The organism is Streptomyces sp. NBC_00820 (assembly GCF_036347055.1).
Taxonomy (GTDB): Bacteria; Actinomycetota; Actinomycetes; order Streptomycetales; family Streptomycetaceae; genus Streptomyces.
The window spans coordinates 6,874,304-6,896,847 of sequence record NZ_CP108882.1; the positions used below are offsets into that span (position 1 = coordinate 6,874,304).

Annotated in this window: 18 protein-coding genes; 16 read left to right on the forward strand and 2 right to left on the reverse strand. The window is 72.8% G+C overall.

Annotation, left to right across the window (positions count from 1 at the left end):
* Positions 1–290: 290 nt before the first annotated feature.
* The 14 genes from hpnC to OIB37_RS30740 all read left to right on the forward strand — a co-directional run bounded on the left by hpnC (position 291) and on the right by OIB37_RS30740 (position 17,558).
* Entirely contained in the window at positions 291–1,187 is an 897-nt protein-coding gene (gene hpnC / locus OIB37_RS30680) for a squalene synthase HpnC (RefSeq protein ID WP_330460862.1), read from the forward strand.
* Positions 1,184–2,134 (forward strand): presqualene diphosphate synthase HpnD, encoded by a 951-nt coding sequence (hpnD, locus tag OIB37_RS30685; protein WP_330460863.1) that lies wholly within the window; start codon positions 1,184–1,186, stop codon positions 2,132–2,134. The genes hpnC and hpnD overlap by 4 nt, the downstream gene beginning before the upstream one ends.
* A gap of 35 nt (positions 2,135–2,169) precedes the next feature.
* Positions 2,170–2,274, forward strand: coding sequence for a DUF6380 family protein (locus OIB37_RS36370; protein ID WP_443058292.1), 105 nt, complete (start codon positions 2,170–2,172; stop codon positions 2,272–2,274).
* Positions 2,271–3,707, forward strand: a complete 1,437-nt coding sequence (gene hpnE, locus OIB37_RS30690; RefSeq protein WP_330460864.1) for a hydroxysqualene dehydroxylase HpnE — start codon at positions 2,271–2,273, stop codon at positions 3,705–3,707. The genes OIB37_RS36370 and hpnE overlap by 4 nt, the downstream gene beginning before the upstream one ends.
* On the forward strand, positions 3,707–4,834 hold the full coding sequence (locus OIB37_RS30695) for a polyprenyl synthetase family protein (RefSeq protein ID WP_330460865.1): 1,128 nt from the start codon (positions 3,707–3,709) through the stop codon (positions 4,832–4,834). The genes hpnE and OIB37_RS30695 overlap by 1 nt, the downstream gene beginning before the upstream one ends.
* Before the next feature lie 117 nt (positions 4,835–4,951).
* Positions 4,952–6,982, forward strand: coding sequence for a squalene--hopene cyclase (gene shc / locus OIB37_RS30700; protein WP_330460866.1), 2,031 nt, complete (start codon positions 4,952–4,954; stop codon positions 6,980–6,982).
* Complete coding sequence (locus OIB37_RS30705) at positions 6,983–7,624, forward strand: phosphorylase family protein (RefSeq protein ID WP_330460867.1); 642 nt, start codon at positions 6,983–6,985, stop codon at positions 7,622–7,624. It abuts the gene before it with no gap.
* A 5-nt stretch (positions 7,625–7,629) separates the two neighbouring features.
* Positions 7,630–8,652, forward strand: coding sequence for an adenosyl-hopene transferase HpnH (gene hpnH, locus OIB37_RS30710; RefSeq protein ID WP_330460868.1), 1,023 nt, complete (start codon positions 7,630–7,632; stop codon positions 8,650–8,652).
* 4 nt (positions 8,653–8,656) lie between these two features.
* A complete protein-coding gene (gene ispG, locus OIB37_RS30715) occupies positions 8,657–9,790 on the forward strand; it encodes a flavodoxin-dependent (E)-4-hydroxy-3-methylbut-2-enyl-diphosphate synthase (RefSeq protein WP_330460869.1) in 1,134 nt (377 codons plus the stop codon).
* Between the two features lie 35 nt (positions 9,791–9,825).
* Positions 9,826–11,742: a 1-deoxy-D-xylulose-5-phosphate synthase gene (dxs, locus tag OIB37_RS30720; protein ID WP_330460870.1), complete on the forward strand. Its 1,917-nt coding sequence runs from the start codon at positions 9,826–9,828 to the stop codon at positions 11,740–11,742.
* Positions 11,739–13,124: an aspartate aminotransferase family protein gene (locus OIB37_RS30725; protein WP_330460871.1), complete on the forward strand. Its 1,386-nt coding sequence runs from the start codon at positions 11,739–11,741 to the stop codon at positions 13,122–13,124. The genes dxs and OIB37_RS30725 overlap by 4 nt, the downstream gene beginning before the upstream one ends.
* Before the next feature lie 184 nt (positions 13,125–13,308).
* The gene (locus tag OIB37_RS30730) at positions 13,309–16,695 is read left to right on the forward strand and encodes a hypothetical protein (RefSeq protein WP_330460872.1); all 3,387 of its coding nucleotides are present in this window, start codon (positions 13,309–13,311) and stop codon (positions 16,693–16,695) included.
* 108 nt (positions 16,696–16,803) lie between these two features.
* Entirely contained in the window at positions 16,804–17,439 is a 636-nt protein-coding gene (locus OIB37_RS30735; RefSeq protein WP_330460873.1) for a helix-turn-helix domain-containing protein, read from the forward strand.
* Complete coding sequence (locus OIB37_RS30740; protein WP_330460874.1) at positions 17,436–17,558, forward strand: DUF6126 family protein; 123 nt, start codon at positions 17,436–17,438, stop codon at positions 17,556–17,558. The genes OIB37_RS30735 and OIB37_RS30740 overlap by 4 nt, the downstream gene beginning before the upstream one ends.
* A 22-nt stretch (positions 17,559–17,580) precedes the next feature.
* Here OIB37_RS30740 and OIB37_RS30745 read toward each other — a convergent pair whose 3' ends face one another.
* A complete protein-coding gene (locus tag OIB37_RS30745; protein WP_330460875.1) occupies positions 17,581–18,378 on the reverse strand; it encodes a tyrosine-protein phosphatase in 798 nt (265 codons plus the stop codon).
* 171 nt (positions 18,379–18,549) lie between these two features.
* On the opposite strand from OIB37_RS30745, the gene OIB37_RS30750 reads away from it, so the two are divergent.
* Positions 18,550–20,784: an alpha-galactosidase gene (locus tag OIB37_RS30750; protein WP_330462027.1), complete on the forward strand. Its 2,235-nt coding sequence runs from the start codon at positions 18,550–18,552 to the stop codon at positions 20,782–20,784.
* Positions 20,785–20,949: 165 nt separating this feature from the next.
* A complete protein-coding gene (locus OIB37_RS30755) occupies positions 20,950–21,735 on the forward strand; it encodes an SGNH/GDSL hydrolase family protein (RefSeq protein WP_330460876.1) in 786 nt (261 codons plus the stop codon).
* Between the two features lie 185 nt (positions 21,736–21,920).
* Here the strand turns inward: OIB37_RS30755 and OIB37_RS30760 are convergent, their stop codons facing one another.
* A complete protein-coding gene (locus OIB37_RS30760; protein WP_330460877.1) occupies positions 21,921–22,541 on the reverse strand; it encodes a TetR/AcrR family transcriptional regulator in 621 nt (206 codons plus the stop codon).
* Positions 22,542–22,544 lie beyond the last annotated feature (3 nt).

Below are 22,544 nucleotides of genomic sequence, written 5' to 3' on the forward strand. Positions count from 1 at the left end.
TCCGGGCGCCCGTAGGAATCTTGGCGCCAATCGGTGTGTTGTTGTGATGCGCGGGACACCCCGACGGACCAAGGCGCGTTGTACAACGTAAGCTGTACCGGTCCCGGAATGCGGCAAGTGGGGCGATAATGCGCGACACCCACTGCCGGGCAGCCCCCGGACAGCCGGGCGGCGTGTCCGAAATAGTGTGTATTGGGTCGGCAGTGTAGAACGGGAGATGTGACGGCAATGGCTACGGAAACTCCCCAGCTCAGCGCAGCAGGTGCCGTCCCCGCCCCGGGCAGCGCGCGGTGACGGGAACCGACACGGCGCCGGAACTGGAGAGCGCCACGCTGGACAAGGCCGCGAGTGAGAACTTCCCCGTGGCCCCCTTCTTCCTGCCCCGCGACTGGCGCGACGACCTCATGGCCGTCTACGGCTTCGCCCGCCTGGTGGACGACATCGGCGACGGCGACCTGGCCCCCGGCGGCGCCGACGCCCGCGCCCTCGGGGTCGCGGCCGCCGAGGCCGAGGACCGCCTGGTCCTCCTCGACGCCTTCGAGGCCGACCTGCGCCGCGTCTTCGACGGCACCCCGCACCACCCCCTGCTGCGCCGCCTCCAGCCCACCGTCCGCCGCCGCGCGCTCACCCCCGAACCGTTCCTCGGGCTGATCGCCGCCAACCGCCAGGACCAGCTCGTCACGCGGTACGAGACGTACGACGACCTCGTTGCCTACTGCGAACTGTCCGCCAACCCCGTCGGCCGCCTCGTCCTCGCCGTCACCGGCACCGCGACGCCCGAACGGATCCGCCTGTCCGACGCGATCTGCACAGCGCTGCAGATCGTCGAACACCTCCAGGACGTCGCCGAGGACCTCGGCCGCGACCGGATCTACCTGCCCACCGAGGACATGAAGCACTTCCACGTCCAGGAAACGGACCTCGCCGCGAAAACCGCGGGCGCGTCGTTGCGCGCGCTGGTCGCGTTCGAAGCACAACGCGCCCGCGATCTGCTGAATGAAGGCTCCCCCCTGGTGGGTAGCGTCCACGGCAGGCTGAGGCTGCTGCTGGCGGGGTTCGTGGCCGGGGGAAGGGCGGCGATCCGGGCGATCACCGCCGCCGAGTTCGACGTACTTCCCGGCCCGCCCAGACCCGGCAAGGTCCAGTTGCTGCGTGAGGTGGGCGTGGCCCTGCGAGGAGAGGGGTGATCCAGGCCGTGGAGTCTCCACCGCACGTGTCCGCACCGGTACTCGCCGCCTACAGCTACTGCGAGACCGTCACCGGACAGCAGGCCCGCAACTTCGCGTACGGCATCCGTCTGCTGCCGGCGCCCAAGCGCCGCGCCATGTCGGCGCTGTACGCCTTCTCCCGGCGCGTCGACGACATCGGCGACGGCGCTCTGCCGGGCGAGATCAAGGTGGCACGCCTGGAGGACACCCGGGCGCTGCTCACCCGCGTTCGCGGCGGCGAAGTCGCCGAGGACGACACCGACCCGGTGGCCGTCGCCCTCACCCACGCCGCCCGCGCCTTCCCGATCCCGCTCGGCGGCCTCGACGAGCTGATCGACGGCGTCCAGGCCGACGTGCGCGGCGAGACCTACGAGACCTGGGACGACCTCAAGGTCTACTGCCGCTGCGTGGCCGGTGCCATCGGCCGCCTCTCGCTCGGCGTGTTCGGTACGGAACCGGGCGCCCGCGGTGCCGAGCGCGCCTCCGAGTACGCCGACACCCTCGGACTCGCGCTGCAGCTGACCAACATCCTCAGAGACGTCCGCGAGGACGCCGAGGGCGGCCGTACCTACCTGCCCGCCGACGACCTCGCCAAGTTCGGCTGCTCGGCCGGGTTCGCCGGACCGACCCCGCCGGAGGGCTCCGACTTCGCGGGCCTCGTCCACTTCGAGGTGCGACGGGCCCGCGCCCTGTTCGCCGAGGGCTACCGCCTGCTGCCCATGCTCGACCGGCGCAGCGGCGCGTGCGTGGCCGCCATGGCCGGCATCTACCGACGGCTCCTGGACCGCATCGAGCGCGACCCGGAGGCCGTGCTGCGCGGCCGCGTCTCGCTGCCCGGACGCGAGAAGGCCTACGTCGCCGTGCGCGGCCTGTCCGGCCTCGACACCCGGCACGTGTCCCGGCGGACCGTCAGGAGGCGCGCCTGATGACCCCCGCGGCCCGCGCCGGTTCCACCGGCCCGATGCGGCAGGCAACCCTCCGCTGCGGCGTGGCGTCCCAGACTGAGACGGCCGTGCGTGCACCGTTCAACCAGCACGCTCGGCACGTACGGGAGGACGCACGATGAGCGACGGCTCGCGCTCCGCGGCGGCACCCTCGGGAACCCCGGCACCCGCGGGCCCGGCGGCCCGCAGCGCCGTGGTGGTCGGCGGCGGGCTGGCCGGCGTCACCGCGGCACTCGCGCTCGCCGACGCGGGCGTCCACGTCACCCTGCTCGAAGGCCGGCCGAGACTGGGCGGCCTCGCCTTCTCCTTCCAGCGCGGCGATCTGACCGTCGACAACGGCCAGCACGTCTACCTGCGCTGCTGCACCGCCTACCGCTGGTTCCTCGACCGGATCGAGGGCACGGCGCTGGCACCGCTGCAGGACCGCCTGGACGTGCCCGTCGTGGACGTCACCAAGCCCGAGGGCCGGCGGCTCGGCAGGCTGCGGCGCGACCCGCTGCCCGTCCCCCTTCACCTGGGGCGCAGCCTGGCCGCCTATCCGCACCTCTCGCTCGCCGAGCGTGCCGCGGTCGGGCGGGCCGCGTTCGCGCTCAAGGGGCTCGACCTGACCGATCCGGCCCTGGACACCCAGGACTTCGGCAGCTGGCTGGCCGCACACGGCCAGTCGGCACGCGCCGTCGAGGCCCTGTGGGACCTGGTCGGTGTCGCCACCCTCAACGCGGTCGCGGGTGACGCCTCGCTGGGACTCGCCGCGATGGTGTTCAAGACCGGTCTGCTGTCCGACCCGGGCGCGGCCGACATCGGCTGGGCCCATGTCCCGCTGGGCGAACTGCACGACCGACTGGCCCGCAAGGCGCTCGACTCCGCGGGCGTGCGTACCGAGGTCCGTACACGCGTCACCTCCGTCTCCATCAACGAGAACGGGACCTGGAGCGTTCAGGTTCCCGGCGAGACGCTCCGGGCCGACGCCGTCGTCCTCGCCGTACCCCAGCGCGAGGCCCACGACCTGCTGCCGCCCGGCGCCCTCGACGAGCCCGGCCGGCTCCTGGAGATCGGCACCGCGCCGATCCTCAACGTGCACGTCGTCTACGACCGCAAGGTCCTCGCCCGGCCCTTCTTCGCCGCCCTCGGCACCCCCGTGCAGTGGGTCTTCGACCGCACCGACGCCTCCGGACTCGGCGAGGGCCAGTACCTGGCGCTGTCCCAGTCGGCCGCGCACGACGAGATCGACGCGCCCGTCGCCGAACTCCGCGCGCGCTACCTGCCCGAGCTGGAGCGGCTGATCCCCGGCACCCGCGGCGCCGCGGTGCGGGACTTCTTCGTGACCCGGGAGCGTACGGCCACGTTCGCCCCCACCCCCGGCGTCGGGCGGCTGCGGCCCGGCGCCCGCACCCAGACCCCCGGCCTGTACCTGGCCGGAGCGTGGACCGCCACCGGGTGGCCCGCGACCATGGAAAGTGCGGTCCGCAGCGGAGTGAGCGCGGCCGACGCCGCGCTGAGCGCCCTGGGCCGGCCCCGCCCCCGCCACCTCTTCGAGTTCGAGGAGGCGGCCTGATGCCCGACCAGTACGCGGCAGGCCCCCGCACCCCCGGAACCGCAACAAGAGGAGAGACTGTGCCCACTGTGCCCCCGGCCTCGAGAGCCGCCGACGCGGTGGACGTGACCGCGCTGCTGGAGCGCGGCCGGACGCTGGCCACACCGGTCCTGCGTGCGGCCGTGGACCGGCTGGCGCCTCCCATGGACACCGTCGCCGCCTACCACTTCGGCTGGATCGACGCCGCCGGCAACCCCGCCGACGGCGACGGCGGCAAGGCCGTACGCCCGGCCCTCGCCGTCCTCTCCGCCGAGGTCACCGGCGCCGCGCCCGAGGTGGGCGTCCCGGGCGCGGTCGCCGTCGAACTGGTCCACAACTTCTCGCTGCTGCACGACGACCTGATGGACGGCGACGAGCAGCGCCGCCACCGCGACACCGTCTGGAAGGTGCACGGCCCGGCCCAGGCCATCCTCGTCGGCGACGCCCTGTTCGCCCTCGGCAACGAGGTCTTGCTGGAGCTCGGCACCGTCGAGGCCGGCCGCGCCACCCGCCGCCTGACCACCGCCACCCGCGCCCTGATCGACGGTCAGGCACAGGACATCTCCTACGAGCACCGCGACCGCGTCAGCGTCGAGGAGTGCCTGGAGATGGAGGGCAACAAGACCGGCGCCCTGCTCGCCTGCGCCTCCTCCATCGGCGCGGTGCTCGGCGGCGCCGACGCCGCGACCGCCGACGCGCTGGAACGGTACGGCTACCACCTCGGCCTCGCCTTCCAGGCCGTCGACGACCTCCTCGGCATCTGGGGCGACCCGGACGCCACCGGCAAGCAGACCTGGAGCGACCTGCGCCAGCGCAAGAAGTCCCTGCCCGTGGTCGCCGCGCTCGCGGCGGGCGGCTCCGCCTCCGAGCGGCTCGGCGAGATCCTTGCCGCCGACGCCAAGAGCAGCGAGTTCGCGACCTTCTCCGAGGAGGAGTTCGCCGCCCGCGCCGCCCTCATCGAGGAGGCGGGCGGCCGCGCGTGGACGGCCGAGGAAGCGCGCCGCCAGCACGCCGTCGCCGTCGAGGCCCTCGACGCCGTCGACATGCCCGACCGGGTGCGGGACGCCTTCACGGCGCTCGCCGACTTCGTCGTCGTACGAAAGAGATGATCGCTATCGGTCGAATAGCCCTCGCTTAGTCGCCGGCCGGTGCGGAGGGACGACGCAGCACCGGCCGACGGCGGACCCGCAGCAGCACGACTCGTACGACTGCACGAAGGGGAAGCCATGACAGCGACGACCGACGGAAGCACCGGGGCCACGTTGCCGCCCCGGGCAGCCGCGGCCAGCGAAACCGACATCAGCACCCCCGCGGCGGCCGGGGTACCCCAAGCCGCCGAACGCGCCGCGAGGCGGGCCACCGACTTCCTGCTCACCCTGCAGGACGACCAGGGCTGGTGGAAGGGCGACCTGGAGACGAACGTCACCATGGACGCCGAGGACCTGCTGCTGCGCCAGTTCCTCGGCATCCGCGACGAGGCGACGACGAAGGCAGCCGCCCTGTTCATCCGCGGCGAGCAGCGCGCGGACGGCGCCTGGGCCACCTTCTACCGCGGCCCCGGCGAACTGTCCGCCACCATCGAGGCGTACGTCGCCCTGCGGCTGGCCGGCGACGAGCCGGACGAGCCCCACATGGCGAAGGCCTCGGCGTGGGTCCGCGAGCACGGCGGTATCGCCGCCGCCCGGGTGTTCACCCGGATCTGGCTCGCCCTGTTCGGCTGGTGGAAGTGGGACGACCTGCCCGAACTCCCGCCGGAACTCATCTACTTCCCGTCCTGGATGCCGCTCAACATCTACGACTTCGGCTGCTGGGCGAGGCAGACCATCGTCCCGCTCACCGTCGTCTCGGCCAAGCGCCCGGTGCGCCCCGCGCCCTTCCCGCTGGAGGAGCTGCACACCGACCCGGCCGACCCCAACCCGGCCAAGCCGCTCGCCCCGGCGGCCAGTTGGGACGGTGCCTTCCAGCGCCTGGACAAGGCGATGCACCAGTGGCGCAGGATCGCCCCGCGCCGGTTGCGCGAGGCCGCGATGAACTCCGCCGCCCGCTGGATCATCGAGCGCCAGGAGAACGACGGCTGCTGGGGCGGCATCCAGCCCCCGGCCGTCTACTCGATCATCGCCCTGCACCTGCTCGGCTACGACCTCCAGCACCCCGTGATGCGCGAAGGCCTCGCGTCGCTGGACCGTTTCGCCGTGTGGCGCGAGGACGGCGCCCGGATGATCGAGGCCTGCCAGTCCCCGGTGTGGGACACCTGCCTCGCCGCCATCGCGCTCGTCGACGCGGGCCTGCCGACGGACCACCCGCAACTGGTCAAGGCTGCCGACTGGATGCTCGGCGAGGAGATCGTCCGGCCCGGCGACTGGACCGTGAAGCGGCCCCAACTGCCGCCCGGCGGATGGGCGTTCGAGTTCCACAACGACAACTACCCCGACATCGACGACACCGCCGAAGTCGCCCTCGCGCTGCGCCGGGTCCGCCACCACGACCCGGACCGGGTGGACGGGGCGATCGGGCGCGCGGTGCGCTGGAACCTCGGCATGCAGTCCAGGAACGGCGCGTGGGGCGCGTTCGACGTGGACAACACCAGCCCGTTCCCCAATCGGCTGCCGTTCTGCGACTTCGGCGAGGTCATCGACCCGCCGTCCGCGGACGTCACCGCGCACGTCGTGGAGATGCTCGCCGCCGAGGGCCTCGCCCACGACCCGCGCACCCGGCGCGGCATCGACTGGCTGCTCGCCGAACAGGAGCCGGACGGCTCGTGGTTCGGACGCTGGGGCGTCAACTACATCTACGGCACCGGCTCGGTGGTGCCCGCGCTGACCGCCGCCGGCCTGCCCGGCTCCCACCCGGCGATCCGGCGGGCGGTGACCTGGCTGGAGCGCGTGCAGAACGACGACGGCGGCTGGGGCGAGGACCTGCGCTCCTACAAGCACGTCAGGCAGTGGAGCGGCCGCGGCGCCTCCACCGCCTCACAGACCGCGTGGGCGCTGATGGCGCTCCTCGCGGCCGGGGAACAGGACTCCAAGGCCGTCGAACGCGGCGTCCAGTGGCTGGCCGACACCCAGCGCGAGGACGGCTCCTGGGACGAGCCCTACTTCACCGGCACCGGCTTCCCCTGGGACTTCTCCATCAACTACCACCTCTACCGGCAGGTGTTCCCGCTCACCGCGCTCGGCCGGTACCTGCACGGCGACCCCTTCGACCGCGGGCTCCTCGACTCCGGCGCGAGGGCCCGCACCGAGGCCGAGGGGAGCTGAATGGACACCCAGCCCGCACCGGCCCCGCTGCTGATCGCCTGCGCGCTCGGCATCGAGCACCTCGCCCTGCGCACCGGCGACCGCGGTGGCGCCGGCGGGCCGTTCACCGTCGTCCGCACGGGCATGGGCCCGAGAGCGGCGGAACGCTCCGTCACCCAGCGCCTCGCCACCCCCGCGCTGGCCGACGCGGCGGTACTGGCCACCGGCTTCTGCGCCGGCCTCGCCCCCGGCATGCACCCCGGCGACCTGGTGGTCGCCGAGGAGACCCGCGACCCGCGCGGGACCGTCCCGTGCGTGAGCACCGACCTGCTGGTGAAGGAACTCGCGCGCGCCGTCCCCGGGCGCACGGTCCACACCGGCCCGCTCACCGGCTCCGACCACGTCGTCCGCGGTCCCGAGCGCTCCGCTCTGCTGGCGACCGGCGCGATCGCGGTCGACATGGAATCGGCGGCCACGCTTCTGAGCGCCGTCCGCGCGGGCGAGCGCCCGGTTGCGGCCGTACGGGTGGTCGTGGACGCTCCAGAACATGAACTCGTCCGGATCGGCACGGTGCGCGGTGGAATATCAGCCTTCCGCGTCCTTCGTGCCGTCCTTCCCGCATTTTTCGAATGGCACCGTTCCTTGCTGCTCCCCCGGAGGTGAGCCAGATGGCCATGCCGTTGCGTCAGTCCATCAAGGTCGCTACATACCTGGCTGAACAGAAGTTGCGCAGGCGGGACAAGTTCCCGCTCATCGTGGAGCTGGAACCGCTGTTCGCCTGCAACCTCAAGTGCGAGGGCTGCGGCAAGATCCAGCACCCGGCCGGTGTGCTCAAGCAGCGCATGCCGGTGGCCCAGGCGGTGGGCGCCGTGCTGGAGTCCGGTGCGCCGATGGTGTCCATCGCCGGTGGCGAACCGTTGATGCACCCGCACATCGACGAGATCGTGCGCCAGCTGGTGGCGAGGAAGAAGTACGTCTTCCTGTGCACCAACGCCATGCTGCTGCGCAAGAAGATGGAGAAGTTCACGCCCTCGCCGTACTTCGCCTTCGCGGTGCACATCGACGGCCTGCGCGAGCGCCACGACGAGTCCGTGGCGAAGGAGGGCGTGTTCGACGAGGCGGTGGAGGCCATCAAGGAGGCCAAGCGGCGCGGCTTCCGGGTGACCACCAACTCCACCTTCTTCAACACCGACACCCCGCAGACGATCGTCGAGGTGCTCAACTTCCTCAACGACGAGCTGGAGGTGGACGAGATGATGATCTCGCCCGCCTACGCCTACGAGAAGGCTCCCGACCAGGAGCACTTCCTCGGCGTCGAGCAGACCCGCGAGCTGTTCAAGAAGGCGTTCTCCGGCGGCAACCGCCGACGCTGGCGGCTCAACCACTCCCCGCTCTTCCTGGACTTCCTGGAGGGCAAGGTCGACTTCCCGTGCACGGCCTGGGCGATCCCGAACTACTCGCTCTTCGGCTGGCAGCGCCCCTGCTACCTGATGAACGACGGGTACGTGCCGACGTACCGCGAACTCATCGAGAAGACCGACTGGGACAAGTACGGCCGCGGCAAGGACCCGCGCTGCGCCAACTGCATGGCGCACTGCGGCTACGAGCCCACCGCCGTCCTCGCCACCATGGGCTCCCTGAAGGAGTCGCTGCGGGCCATGCGCGAGACCGTCTCCGGAAACCGGGAGTAAGGCGATGGCCGCCGTTCCCTTGGGCGTTCCCGAGGTACCGGCCCGGCCGGTCGCACCGCGGCGCGAGTCGCGGCGGATCCAGGTCGGGCCGGTGGCGGTCGGGGGTGGAGCCCCGGTGTCGGTGCAGTCGATGACGACGACCCGTACGTCGGACATCGGTGCCACCCTGCAGCAGATCGCCGAGCTGACCGCGTCCGGCTGCCAGATCGTCCGCGTGGCCTGCCCGACGCAGGACGACGCGGACGCGCTCGCGACCATCGCGCGCAAGTCGCAGATCCCGGTGATCGCGGACATCCACTTCCAGCCCAAGTACGTCTTCGCGGCCATCGAGGCCGGCTGTGCGGCGGTCCGGGTGAACCCGGGCAACATCAAGCAGTTCGACGACAAGGTCAAGGAGATCGCGCGGGCCGCCAATGACCACGGCACCCCGATCCGCATCGGCGTCAACGCCGGCTCCCTGGACCGGCGCCTGCTCCAGAAGTACGGCAAGGCCACCCCGGAGGCGCTGGTCGAGTCGGCCCTGTGGGAGGCGTCCCTCTTCGAGGAGCACGACTTCCGCGACATCAAGATCTCCGTCAAGCACAACGACCCGGTCATCATGATCGAGGCCTACCGGCAGCTCGCCGCCCAGAGCGACTACCCGCTCCACCTCGGCGTCACCGAGGCCGGTCCCGCCTTCCAGGGGACCGTCAAGTCGGCCGTCGCCTTCGGGGCGTTGCTGTCGAGGGGGATCGGCGACACCATCCGCGTCTCCCTGTCGGCGCCGCCCGTCGAGGAGGTCAAGGTCGGCCTCCAGATCCTGGAGTCCCTGGGGCTGCGGCAGCGCGGCCTGGAGATCGTCTCCTGTCCGTCCTGCGGGCGGGCCCAGGTCGACGTGTACAAGCTCGCCGACGAGGTCACGGCCGGCCTGGACGGCCTGGAAGTGCCGTTGCGGGTCGCGGTGATGGGCTGCGTGGTCAACGGGCCCGGCGAGGCCCGCGAGGCCGACCTCGGTGTGGCCTCCGGCAACGGCAAGGGCCAGATCTTCGTCAAGGGCGAGGTCGTCAAGACCGTCCCCGAGTCGAAGATCGTGGAGACCCTCATCGAGGAGGCCATGAAGCTCGCCGAGCAGGTGGAGCAAGCAGACGAAGTGGGTTGAACAACAGCACGGCACGGACCGAGAGGGGGCCCAGCGTGACGATTCTGGAGACTGTCCGGGGACCACGTGACCTGAAGGCGCTGTCCGAGGCGGAACTCGGCGAACTGTCCGCCGAGGTGAGGGAGTTCCTGGTGACCGCGGTGGCGAGAACCGGCGGCCACCTAGGGCCCAACCTGGGCGTGGTGGAGCTCACCGTCGCGCTCCACCGGGTCTTCGAGTCACCGGTCGACCGCATCCTGTGGGACACCGGCCATCAAAGCTACGTCCACAAGCTGCTGACGGGGCGTCAGGACTTCTCCAAGCTGCGCGGCAAGGGCGGCCTGTCCGGCTATCCCTCGCGCGAGGAGTCCGAGCACGACGTCATCGAGAACTCCCACGCCTCCACCGCCCTCGGCTGGGCCGACGGACTCGCCAAGGCCCGCCAGGTGCTGGGGGAGCGGGGCCATGTGGTCGCGGTCATCGGCGACGGCGCGCTGACCGGCGGTATGGCCTGGGAGGCGCTGAACAACATCGCGGCCGCCAAGGACCGGCCGCTCATCATCGTCGTCAACGACAACGAACGGTCCTACGCCCCCACCATCGGCGGTCTCGCCAACCACCTCGCCACCCTGCGCACCACCGACGGCTACGAGAAGGTCCTCGCCTGGGGTAAGGACGTCCTGCTGCGCACCCCGGTCCTCGGCAACCCGCTGTACGAGGCCCTGCACGGCGCGAAGAAGGGCTTCAAGGACGCCTTCGCCCCGCAGGGCATGTTCGAGGACCTGGGCCTGAAGTACGTCGGCCCGATCGACGGCCACGACATCGGCGCCCTGGAGTCGGCGCTGCGCCGCGCCAAGCGCTTCCACGGCCCGGTCCTGGTCCACTGCCTCACCGAGAAGGGCCGCGGCTACGAGCCCGCCCTCGCCCACGAGGAGGACCACTTCCACACCGTCGGCGTGATGGACCCGCTGACCTGCGCGCCGCTCGCACCGGCCGGCGGCCCCTCGTGGACCTCGGTGTTCGGCGACGAGATCGTGCGGATCGGCGAGGAGCGCGACGACGTCGTGGCGATCACGGCGGCCATGCTGCACCCGGTCGGACTCGGCAGGTTCGCCGAGCGCTTCCCCGACCGCGTGTGGGACGTGGGCATCGCCGAGCAGCACGCGGCCGTCAGCGCGGCCGGGCTCGCCACCGGCGGACTGCACCCGGTCTTCGCCGTCTACGCCACCTTCCTCAACCGCGCCTTCGACCAGCTGCTGATGGACGTGGCCCTGCACCGCTGCGGGGTGACCTTCGTCCTGGACCGGGCCGGCGTCACCGGAGTGGACGGCGCCTCCCACAACGGCATGTGGGACATGTCCGTCCTCCAGGTCGTCCCCGGCCTCCGTATCGCCGCCCCGCGCGACGCCGGCCAGCTCCGCGCCCAACTGCGCGAGGCGGTCGCCGTGGACGACGCGCCCACCCTGATCCGCTTCCCGAAGGAGTCGGCCGGCCCCGAGATCCCGGCGCTCGACCGTGTCGGCGGCATGGACGTCCTGCACCGCGGCGAGCGCCCCGACGTCCTGCTCGTCGCCGTCGGCGTGATGGCTTCGGTGTGCCTCCAGGCCGCCGACCTGCTGGCCGCCCGCGGCATCGACTGCACGGTGGTGGACCCCCGTTGGGTCAAACCCGTCGACCCCGCCCTGCCGGGGCTGGCCGCCGGACACCGCCTGGTCGCCGTGGTCGAGGACAACAGCCGTGCGGCCGGCGTCGGTTCGGCCGTCGCGCTGGCCCTAGGCGACGCCGACGTGGACGTACCGGTACGGCGGTTCGGCATCCCGGAACAGTTCCTCGCGCACGCCAAGCGCGGCGAGGTGCTGGCCGACATCGGTCTCACACCCGTCGAGATCGCCGGCCGGATCGGCGCGAGCCTGGCCGTCATGGACACCAGGGGCACGGCCGACGCCGACGGCACAGCCAAGGAGAGGCAATGACCACGGAGTTCGACCTCGGCGCCCTCCTCGCCGAGCGCGGGGCGGAACGCTACGAGCTGCACGCGAAGTACCTCAACCCGCAGCTGCCGCGCATGCTGCACACCATCGGCTTCGACAAGACCTACGAGCGGGCCGAGGGCGCCCACTTCTTCGACGCGGACGGCAACGACTACCTGGACATGCTCGCCGGGTTCGGGGTGATGGGCCTGGGCCGCCACCACCCGGTCGTCCGCAAGACGCTGCACGACGTGCTGGACCTGAGCCTCGCCGACCTCACCCGCTTCGACTGCCCGCCGCTGCCCGGCCTGCTCGCCGAGCGGCTGCTCGGCCACAGCCCGCACCTGGACCGGGTGTTCTTCGGCAACAGCGGCACCGAGGCCGTCGAGACCGCCCTGAAGTTCGCCCGGTACGCCACCGGCAGGCCGCGGATCCTGTACTGCGACCACGCCTTCCACGGCCTGACCACCGGCTCCCTGTCGGTCAACGGCGAGGGCGGTTTCCGGGACGGCTTCGCCCCGCTGCTGCCCGACACCGCCGTACCCCTCGGCGATCTCGACGCCCTCGCGAGGGAGTTGAAGAAGGGTGACGTCGCCGCCCTGATCGTCGAACCGATCCAGGGCAAGGGCGTGCACGAGGCGCCGCCCGGCTACCTGCGTGCCGCCCAGGAACTGCTGCACAAGCACAAGGCGCTGCTCATCGCCGACGAGGTGCAGACCGGCCTCGGCCGCACCGGCGACTTCTACGCCTACCAGCACGAGGACGGTGTCGAACCGGACCTGGTGTGCGTGGCCAAGGCGCTCTCCGGCGGCTACGTCCCGGTCGGCGCGACCCTCGGCAAGGACTGGATCTTCAAGAAGGTCTACTCGTCCATGGACCGCGTCCTGGTCCACTCCGCGAGCTTCGGCTCCAACGCCCAGGCCATGGCCGCCGGTCTGGCCGTGCTGTCCGTCATGGAGGACGAGCAGATCGTCGCCAGGGCCCGTACCACCGGCGAACTGCTGAAGTCCCGGCTCACCGCGCTCGTCGACAAGTACGAGCTGCTGGCCGACGTCCGCGGCCGGGGCCTGATGATCGGCATCGAGTTCGGAAAGCCCGGCTCGCTGAAGCTGCGCAGCCGCTGGACCATGCTCCAGACCGCCCGCAAGGGCCTGTTCGCGCAGATGGTCGTCGTACCGCTGCTGCAACGGCACCGGATTCTCACCCAGGTCTCCGGCGACCACCTGGAGGTCATCAAGCTGATCCCGCCGCTGATCCTCGACGAGGCCGACGTGGACCGCTTCCTCGACGCCTTCACCGCCGTGATGGACGACGCGCACAGCGGCGGCGGCCTGATGTGGGACTTCGGCAAGACACTGATCAAGCAGGCGGTGGCCAACCGGTAGCGCGGCACGCGGCCGGGGTTACGAGGAGAGCCCCGGCCGCCGGACCGGTCCACATCGCGGGGCGCCCCGGCCGCCGGTCCGGTCCACGCCGCGGGGCGCACCGCCCGCCCGCGTACCGGTTCCAGTCCGCCGCCGCCCGAATATTCGTTCGTGTGGGCGTGTCGCGACCTGCGACAATCCGCGGATGCCGACGACCGCGGAACAACTGCTCAGCGCACTCGAACCACTGCCGTTCCCGGCCCGCCTCACGCTCACCGCGCGGACCGGCCGCCGGCTCGCGGACGACGGTCGGCTCACCGCACTCCTGACCGACCTCGACGCGCGCGGGCCGTACGAGCGCCGGCTCGCGGCACTGGCCGCGCTCGCCGGACGGGACTGCGGGTTCCTCACCGCGCGGCTGGCCGACCCCGACCCGGTCGTCGCCGGGTACGCCCTGCGCGCGGCCCGCGTCCTGCCCGTACCGGACGAGGCGCTGGAGGCGGCGTACGACGACGCGCCGGCCGCGCTGCGCAAGCGGCTGGCCGCCACGCTCGCCGCCGGCGGCCGCACCGCGCTCGCCGAGCAGCTCGTGCGGAGGCTGGGAGCGGAGTGGGGAGACGCAGAGGCGGCCCGCCTGCTGGCCGTCTGTTCCACCGGGTTCGTCGCCCGGGAGCTGCCCCGGCTCGCACACGCCGTCGACGGCTGGACGAGGCTCGCCCGCCGCCATCCCGACCCGGTACTGGACCACGCCGAACGCGCCCTGGCCGAACGGGTCGGCAGCCGGCAGCGGGAGGACTGGTGGCGCCTGAACGCCACGACGGTCGCGGCGCTCGCGCAGCGCCGCCCCGAGCGGGTGCTGGCGCTGCTGGAACGGTACGGGCCGCACAGCCTGCCGCTCGGGCTCAACCGCGCGCTCGGCGCCCTGGTCGCCGCCGACGCCGACCGTGTGATCCGCTGGCTCACCTCACCCGACCGCCAGGGACAGCGTCACGAGGCGGTACCGCCCCCCGGTGTGCTGCGCAGGCTGGTGCGGGCCGAGCCGGAGTCGCTGCCGGAGCTGGGCCGTCACTGGCTGCGCCGCAGCGCCCACTTCACCGCGCTGGTCAAGGCCATGGCCCCCGGTCGCCGTCCGGCGTTCGTCGACGCGGTCGCCGGCGGCGCGCGCGGGGTCCCGGCCCCCTTCGTCGTGCTCGACCTGCTGCCCCGCGAACGCCGCTGGGCGGAAGTGCGGCGGGCGGCGGCCGATTTCGGGGACCCGGCCGATTTCTGGGACGACCTGGACACCCTCGCCCACGGCCCGTTCGACGAGGCACGCTCCGCGCTGTTCGCCGCCGCGCGCCGGCCCGACGCGGACGATCGGGAAACCGCCTGGTTCCTGCTGGTGACGTGTGCGGCCCGGGACGGTGGCCGTGAGGCCGTCACCGAAGCGCTCACCGCGATGGGGCGCCTGCGCAACGAGCGGGACCTCGTGCGCGCCGCCGCGCTCACCGCGCTCGGCGCGGTGCGTTCGCGCCGGTTCGACCCGGGCCACGCCCCCCTGCTCGACCGGATCGCCGTCGACGCCCTGAAGGCACGGGACTGTTCGGCCGGCAGCCTGACCGCGCTGCGCACCCTGGCCGAGCGCGTCCTGACCGAGCACGCCGAGGACAGCGACACGGCCCTGCGGAGCTGGGCTCTGAGCACCCTGGAGCGGATGGCCGGCCGGGTCGGCGTACCGGACCTCGGCCCCCTGTACCGGGTGCTGCGGCGCGGCCAGGAGCACGACGTGTTCGAGGCACTGCGGCCCTGGTTGCGGACCGCGGCCGGCCGATCCGAATTCCGGCTGCTGCTCGCCCTGGCCGACGCGTTCGGGCCGCGTGCCCGGCAGTTGCCCGAGCTGCAGGACATGCTGGCCACGGCCCTGGAGCACGGCGACGACACGACGTTCGAGGCGGCCGCCCGGCTGTGGCTGGCCGCACCGGCCACCCGTGACGAACGGGTGGCCAGGATCATCGCGCTCGAACCGTCGGCGGTCGTCCTCCCCTGCGTCCGGCGCGTGCTCGCCCGGTCGCGCACCGATCTGCTGGACACGCTGCTCGCCGACACCCCGCCGTACGGACGCTTCCTGGTCCCCGGTGCCGCGCGCCCGCTGCCGGACCTCGCCGACGCCGGTCGCTGGCTGCCCCGGCAGCAGCGGGCCGCGGCGCTCCTGGCCGGCCGGACGGCCGCCGACAGCTCCCTTCCGTCGGACGACCGGGCCGCCGTGCTCCTGGCGGCCGCACCGGTTCCGGAACTGGGACACGCCCTCGCGGTGCGGCACAAGGACGACGCCGACGTGGTGGTGGCCGAAGCGGCGCTCGCCGCCCTGGCCCGGACCGACCGGCCGCAGGACGCCCTGCCGGTACTCCTGGAGCAGGCCGGCACCGACCGGGCCCGGGTCGCCGTCTACGCGGCGAGCCGCGCCGCCCGCTTCACCGCTCCGTCCGAACTCGCGGTGGCCCTGGGTGCCCTGCTCACCGGGGAGAGCGCGAAGGTCACCTCGCGCAAGGAGGCCGCACGGCTCGCGGCCCGCCACCTGCCGCCCCGGCAGGCGGTCGCCCTGCTGGCGTCCTGCTTCCGTGCCCCCGGGAGTCACCCCGACATGCGGGCCGCCGTCGTACGTGCCCTGCCGCCGCTGCTGGACGTGCCGGAGGCCTGGAGCCTCCTCGACGCGACCGCGCACGACGACGCCTCGCAGGTGCTCCAGGCCGTGGTGGAGATCAGCCCCTGGGAACCGGCCGCCGCGCACCGCGCCAGGTACGCCGCCGTGATCGACGCGTCGTACGACGCGTGCCTGGCGCGGTACGACGGTTACTCCTCCTACGGTGTGCTGCGGGCCGTGGCCGTCTGGTCCCGGTATGCCCCGGAGCTGGCAGGCCGCCTCGCCCGTACGGTCGGCGACCTCGGCGACCGCAGACACTGGCAGTACGCTGCGTGGGCCCTGCGTGACCTCGCCGCCTCCGACGTCCCGCATCCCCTGGGCGGCGCGGCTCCCGGCAGCGTGCTGCACGGCGCCGTGACCGAGCTGCTGGCCGCGATGCACACGCCCGAGGGCGGCCGCGACGCGTTCGAGGACCGGGACCAGCCGGCGCTGCAACGGCTGCGGACCCTGGTGACACCGGCCTCCGGCGGGTCCGACCGGCCCGAGGTGCTCCGGGCGGTCGCCGGACTGCTGGCGCGGGAACCGCTGCTGGCGGCCGAACGCGCCGACCTCCTGTGCAGACTGGTCGGCCAGGCTGTGGAGCCGGACGACCTCTTCGCGCGGCTGCGGGATCTGGCGGACGCCCTGGAAGGGGCCGGAGTGAGCGTCGCCGTCCGGGCCGCGGGCCGGCTGGGGGCCGACTGGGCGATCGGCGTCCAGCCCCGGCGCGCCGAGGCCCTGCTCGTCGCGGCCGGCCGGCTGGCCCGCGAGGGCGGCACCGTCCCCGGCCTGCTGGCGGCCGGTCTGGTGACCGCAGCGGGCGGCGTTCTCGACTGGCCCGAGGAGTGGCGGTCGTTGCTGCGCCTGCTGCGCGCCCATCCGCACCCCGACGTACGGCACCAGGCGTACCTGAGCATGACGAAGAGCGAGTGACAGGATGAACATCGGGTCCGGTCCGGTCCGGGTCCGGTCGATCGCGGCCGTTTTTGCCTCTGAGGCAACAAAATTGCCCGGCAGGCAATTCTGCGGCTGAATAGAGGCATGAACGCCTCAGAAGCCGAACCGCCGGCGGGCCCGGGCGGTGCGGGCGGCGGCGAGCTGCCCGCCGTGGCGCCCCAGCTGCGGGCCCTGCGCCGACGCGCGGGCCTCACCCTGGAGGCCGCGGCCCGCTCGGCCGGGCTCTCCCCGGCCCACCTGTCCCGGCTGGAGACCGGGCAGCGTCAGCCCTCGCTGCCGATGCTGCTCGCGCTCGCCCGTATCTACGGTACGACCGTCTCGGAACTGCTCGGCGAGGCGGCCGCCGAGCGGGACGCCATCGTGCGCGCCGCCGACATGGAGCCGACCCGCGCGGGCGGCTGGACGTACCTCCAGGCGGGGGCGCCCGGACGCGGCATGCAGGCGCTGCGCGTCCAGGTGCCGTACGGCGCCCAGGGCGACATGGTGCGCGTGCACCCCGGCGAGGAGTGGCTGTACGTCCTGAAGGGACGGCTCAGGCTGCGCCTCGGCGACACCGCACACCTGCTCGCGCCCGGTGACAGCGCGCACTTCGACTCCCTCACCCCGCACCGCCTCGCCGCCGAGGACCACGACGGCGTGGAGCTGCTGTTCGTCCACACCCTGCTGCAGAGTCCCACGGCCACGCTGTGCCTGGGCCCGCTGACCGGAGAGCTGCCATGAGCGACTTCGAGGAGAAGTTCCCCCGTTCCCTCTGGATCCGCCTGATCATCTACATCGCCCTCGGGCACGTCCTGGCCGCGTTCCTCTATCTGCTGTTCGCGCTGGGCGCGAAGGGCTGACGAGGGCGATGCCCGGACGGGCTCAGTCCAGGAACCGGTCCCGCAGCCGCTCCCGGTGCGCGGCCGAGAAGCCCAGGCCGCTCTCCAGGTAGGCGTCGGTCCCGCCCCAGGTCTCCTCGATGCTCGCGAAGGCCGCCGCCAGGTACTCCGTGCGCGCGTCGAACAGCGGGCTGAGCAGCTCCATCACCTCGGGCGTGTACGCGTCCGCCGGAGCGCCGTTGCGACGGACCTTGTAGCGGCGGTGCTTGGCGTTGGACTCCAGGTAGTCGGCGGTGATCGCCTCGCGCTCCACGCCGAGCGCGAGGAGCGTCACGGCTATGGAGATGCCCGCGCGGTCCTTGCCCGCCGCGCAGTGCATCAGCGCGGGCACGCTGTCCTCGGCGAGGGCGTGCAGCACCTGGGAGTGCTCGGCCGTGCGCTCCTTGACGGTCCTCCGGTAGGAGACGACCATCCGGTCCGCCCCCTTGCCGTTCGCGAGAATCCCGCGCAACTGGCCGAGGTCGCCGTCGCGGACCAGCTTCCAGAACTCGGCACCGTCCGCCGGGTCGCTCAGCGGCAGGTTCACGTTCCGCACACCGGGCAGCTCGACGTCCGGGCCCTCCAGCCGCTGGTCGGCGGCGTTGCGGAAGTCGAAGACCGTGTGCAGGCCCAGGGAGGAGAGGAAGGCCGCGTCCTCGTCGGTCGCGTGCGCGAGGTGGCCGCTGCGGAACAGCACTCCGTGCCGCACCGTGCGCCCGTCGACGGTCGGCAGTCCGCCCACGTCACGGAAATTGCGGACTCCGGTCAGCTCGGGCTCGGTCGACGGGACCTGCTGCGTCACGGGGGCTCCTCCCGGTCGGCCCCGCCGGCGCTGATCGCGGACGGGCGCTGCGTCGACGATACGACATCGGTTTCCTGGGGTCGTGAGTTGTCCACAGGCATTGCCACCAGGGGATACGGGGCCTGATGATGTCCGCGCGTGAGCGTATCCGTTGACACCTGTGAGGTCTCGATGGTCGACATCGCCCGGAACGGTCGCACCTGGCTCCTGTCGGGGCCCGGCAGCAGCTACGCCCTGCACCTCACCGAGGCGGACGAGCTGGTGCACCTCCACTGGGGCGCGCGCATCGCCCTCGCCGACGCGGAGGAACTGGCGGCCCATCCGCTGCCCGGGTACCGGCCCTTCGAGTCCCCGCTCGACGGCCGCGAGGAGTACCCCGTAGAGGGCGGCCCCCGCTTCACCCGCCCCGCCCTGTCCGTGCGCACCGGGGAACGGCGCGGCACCGAGTGGCGCTTCGTGTCGTACGACATCCGGGGCCGGGGTCGGGGCGCTGACGGCGTCCAAGACGGTGCCGGTGGTGCCGGTGGTGCCGGTGGTCCCAGTGGTGCCGGTGGCTCCGGCGGGCCGGGGGACGCCGGGAGTGACGGCGGCGCGGAGTTGCGGCTGCGCTTCGACGACGACGGGCTCGCCGTGACCCTGCACTACCGGATGCGCGGGGACGTCGTGGAGCGCTGGGTGACGGTGGCGAACGCCGGCCACGCGCCCGTGGAGCTGCTGCGCGCCGACTCCGCCACCTGGACGCTGCCCGACCGCGAGGGCCGGCGGCTGTCCCAGCTGCACGGCCGCTGGGCCGCCGAGTCCCTGCTCACCACCGCGCCCCTGACCTACGGCGAGAAGATCATCGGCAGCCGCCGCGGCCACACCGGCCACCAGCACCTGCCCTGGGTCGCGCTGGACACCGACGCCACCGAGGAGCACGGCGAGGTCTACGGCTGCGCGCTCGGCTGGTCCGGCTCCTGGCGCATCGCCGTCGCCCAGCTCCCCGACGCGCGGGTACAGATCACCGGCGGCGCCGGCCACGACGACTCGGGCCTGCTGCGGCTCGCGCCGGGGGAGTCGTACACCACCCCCGTCTTCGCGGGCCTGTGGAGCGACGGCGGCTTCGGCGGTGCCAGCCGTGCCTGGCATGCCTACCAGCGGGCGCATGTCATCCCGGACGCGGAGCGGGACCGGCCGGTGCTGTTCAACTCCTGGGAGGCGACGAACTTCGACATCTCCGAGGAACAGCAGGCCGCCCTCGCCCGGCGGGCGGCGGAGATCGGCGTCGAACTGTTCGTCGTGGACGACGGCTGGTTCGGCGCCCGCACCAGCGACCGGGCCGGACTCGGCGACTGGACCCCCAGCCCCGACCGCTTCCCGCGCGGCCTCAAGCCGCTCGCCGACCAGGTGCACGGACTTGGCATGCGCTTCGGCATCTGGGTCGAGCCCGAGATGGTCAACCCCGACAGCGACCTCTACCGCGCCCACCCCGACTGGGTGCAGTACCAGCCGGGGCGCGGGCGCACCGAGTTCCGCAACCAGCTCGTCCTCAACCTCGCCCGCGAGGACGTCCGCGAACACCTGTGGGAACAGCTCGACGCGCTCCTGGCCGGCGCACCGATCGACTACGTGAAGTGGGACTTCAACCGCTGCTTCACCGACGCCGGCTGGCCCGGGGAGCCCTACCCGCAGCGGCTGTGGGTGGACCATGTCCGCGCGCTGTACGGCCTGCTCGACCGGCTGCGGGCGGCCCACCCCGAGGTCGCCTTCGAGTCGTGCTCGGGCGGCGGCGGCCGGATCGACCTCGGGGTGCTCGGCCGCACCGACCAGGTGTGGACGTCCGACAACACCGACCCGCTCGACCGCCTCGCCATCCAGCACGGCTTCAGCCAGATCCACCCCGCGCGGGTCATGGCCGCCTGGGTCACCGACAGCCCCAACACCCAGCTCAACGGGCGCCACAGCTCGCTGCGCTTCCGCTTCGTCAGCTCCATGGCGGGCGTGCTCGGCATCGGTGGCGACCTCACCGCGTGGACCGCGGAGGAACTGGCCGAGGCCCGGGGGTGGGTGGAGCTGTACAAGGAGATCCGCCCCGTCGTGCAACGCGGCGACCTGTACCGGCTGCGGCCGCCGACGGGCGGGGCGGGAGGGACGGGAGGAGCGGAACGGACGGACGGCCTGAGCGCGGTGCAGTACGTCCTCGGGGACGAGACGGTGGTCCTCGCCTGCCTCCAGGCCCAGCGTTACGGCGAGCCGGTGCCGGCGCTGCGGCTGAGGGGGCTCGACCCGACGGCGTCGTACGCGTGCCGCGAGACCGGCGAAGTGCACCGGGGAGCCGTGCTGCTGCACCACGGGCTGCGCCTGCGGCTGCGGGGCGACCTCGACGCGGCGGTCGTCCGGCTGCGCCGGATCCGAGTGCGGGGGTGATCGCACGGTCAACGCGCCCGCCACGAAGCGTATTCCTGGATGGCAAATCATTTATGAGTGTCTTATCTCACCCCCCGTCAACCCCTTCCTACGGTCGCGTAGGTCACATCGCAGGGTGAATCATGCATTCCTGTGGCAGACGATTCGAAGAATGACAACAGATCAGTGATCGGGTCGTACGTGGCGGTGGGGGACAGCTTCACCGAGGGCGTCGGCGACCCCGGCCCAGACGGGGCGTTCGTCGGGTGGGCCGACCGGTTCGCGGTCCTGCTCGCCGACCGGCGGCCCGAGGGCGACTTCGCGTACACGAACCTGGCCGTGCGCGGCAGACTGCTCGACCAGATCGTGGCCGAACAGGTGCCGAGGGTCGCCGAACTGGCCCCGGACCTCGTCTCCGTCTGTGCGGGCGGCAACGACATCATCCGGCCCGGCACCGACCCGGACGAGGTCGCCGAGCGCTTCGAGCGGGCGGTGGCCCGACTGACCGAGGCCGCGGGCACCGTACTGGTGACGACCGGCTTCGACACCCGTGGCGTCCCGGTGTTCAAGCACATGCGGGGCAAGATCGCCACGTACAACGGGCACGTACGCGCCGTCGCCGACCGGTACGGCTGTCCCGTGCTCGACCTGTGGTCCCTGAAGTCCGTGCAGGACCGCAGGGCCTGGGACGACGACCGGCTGCACCTCTCGCCGGAGGGGCACACGCGCGTGGCGCTGCGCGCGGGCCAGGCCCTCGGCCTGGCGATCCCGGCCGATCCGGAGCAGCCCTGGCCGCCGCTCCCGCCCCGGGGCACGCTGGAGATCCGTCGCGACGACGTCCACTGGGCCCGCGAGTACCTCGTCCCGTGGATCGGCCGGCGCCTGCGCGGCGAGTCCTCCGGCGACCACGTGACGGCGAAGGGCACCCTGTCGCCGGACGCCATCAAGATGCGGATCGCGGCGGTGGCCTGACGCCCCGCCTTTGGGCCGCGCCACCGCGGACAGGCGGCGACCGGACGCCCGTGAGGACGTCACGGGCCGCCGCCCGCCCGCGGCCGTCCGCGCCCCGCCCGCGCTCGCCCGATGCCGGACTGGTGCAGGTCGGTCCTTCGAGTGGCAGCTCACCCTTCCTGTGCGGCTCACCGCTCCCGCTCGGCTCACTGCTCCCGCTCGGTCAACGCCTCGCGCCCCAGACCCAGTTCGCGGTCCAGAGCCTCATCCGCCCATGCCTGGGCCCGGGTTCGCGGGATCGCGCCCGGATACGACGTCATCTGCACGGCCAGCCCGTCCAGGAGGGCCGTCAGCCGCAGGGCCGCGTCCGCCGGGTCGGGGCAGTCGAACTCGCCCGCGGCCACGCCTTCGGCGATGACCTCGGTGATCGAGGCCTTCCACCGCCGGTCGAGGTCCCGGGTGACCTCCCGGAGGGCGGGCTCGCGCAGCGACACCGCCCAGCCCTCGATCCACAGCCGCCAGCCCTTGGCCTGGCCCGTGGGCGCGTACCACCGTACGGCCGCCCGCAGCCGGCGCAGCGCGGAGGTGCGCCGGCCCAGCAGCTTGCGCAGATGCGCGAGGTCCCCCTCCGCGGCATGGGTGAACGCGGCGGAGACCAGCTTCTCCTTCGTCGAGAAGTGGTACAGCACCAGCGCGTTGCTCACCCCGAGCGAGGCGGCCACATCGGCGATCCTGACCGCCGCCACGCCCCTCGCCCCGATCTGCTCGATGGCGGCCCGCAGCAGCTCCTCCCGCCGCTCGGCCACGCTCAACCGCACTCTAGCCACGCG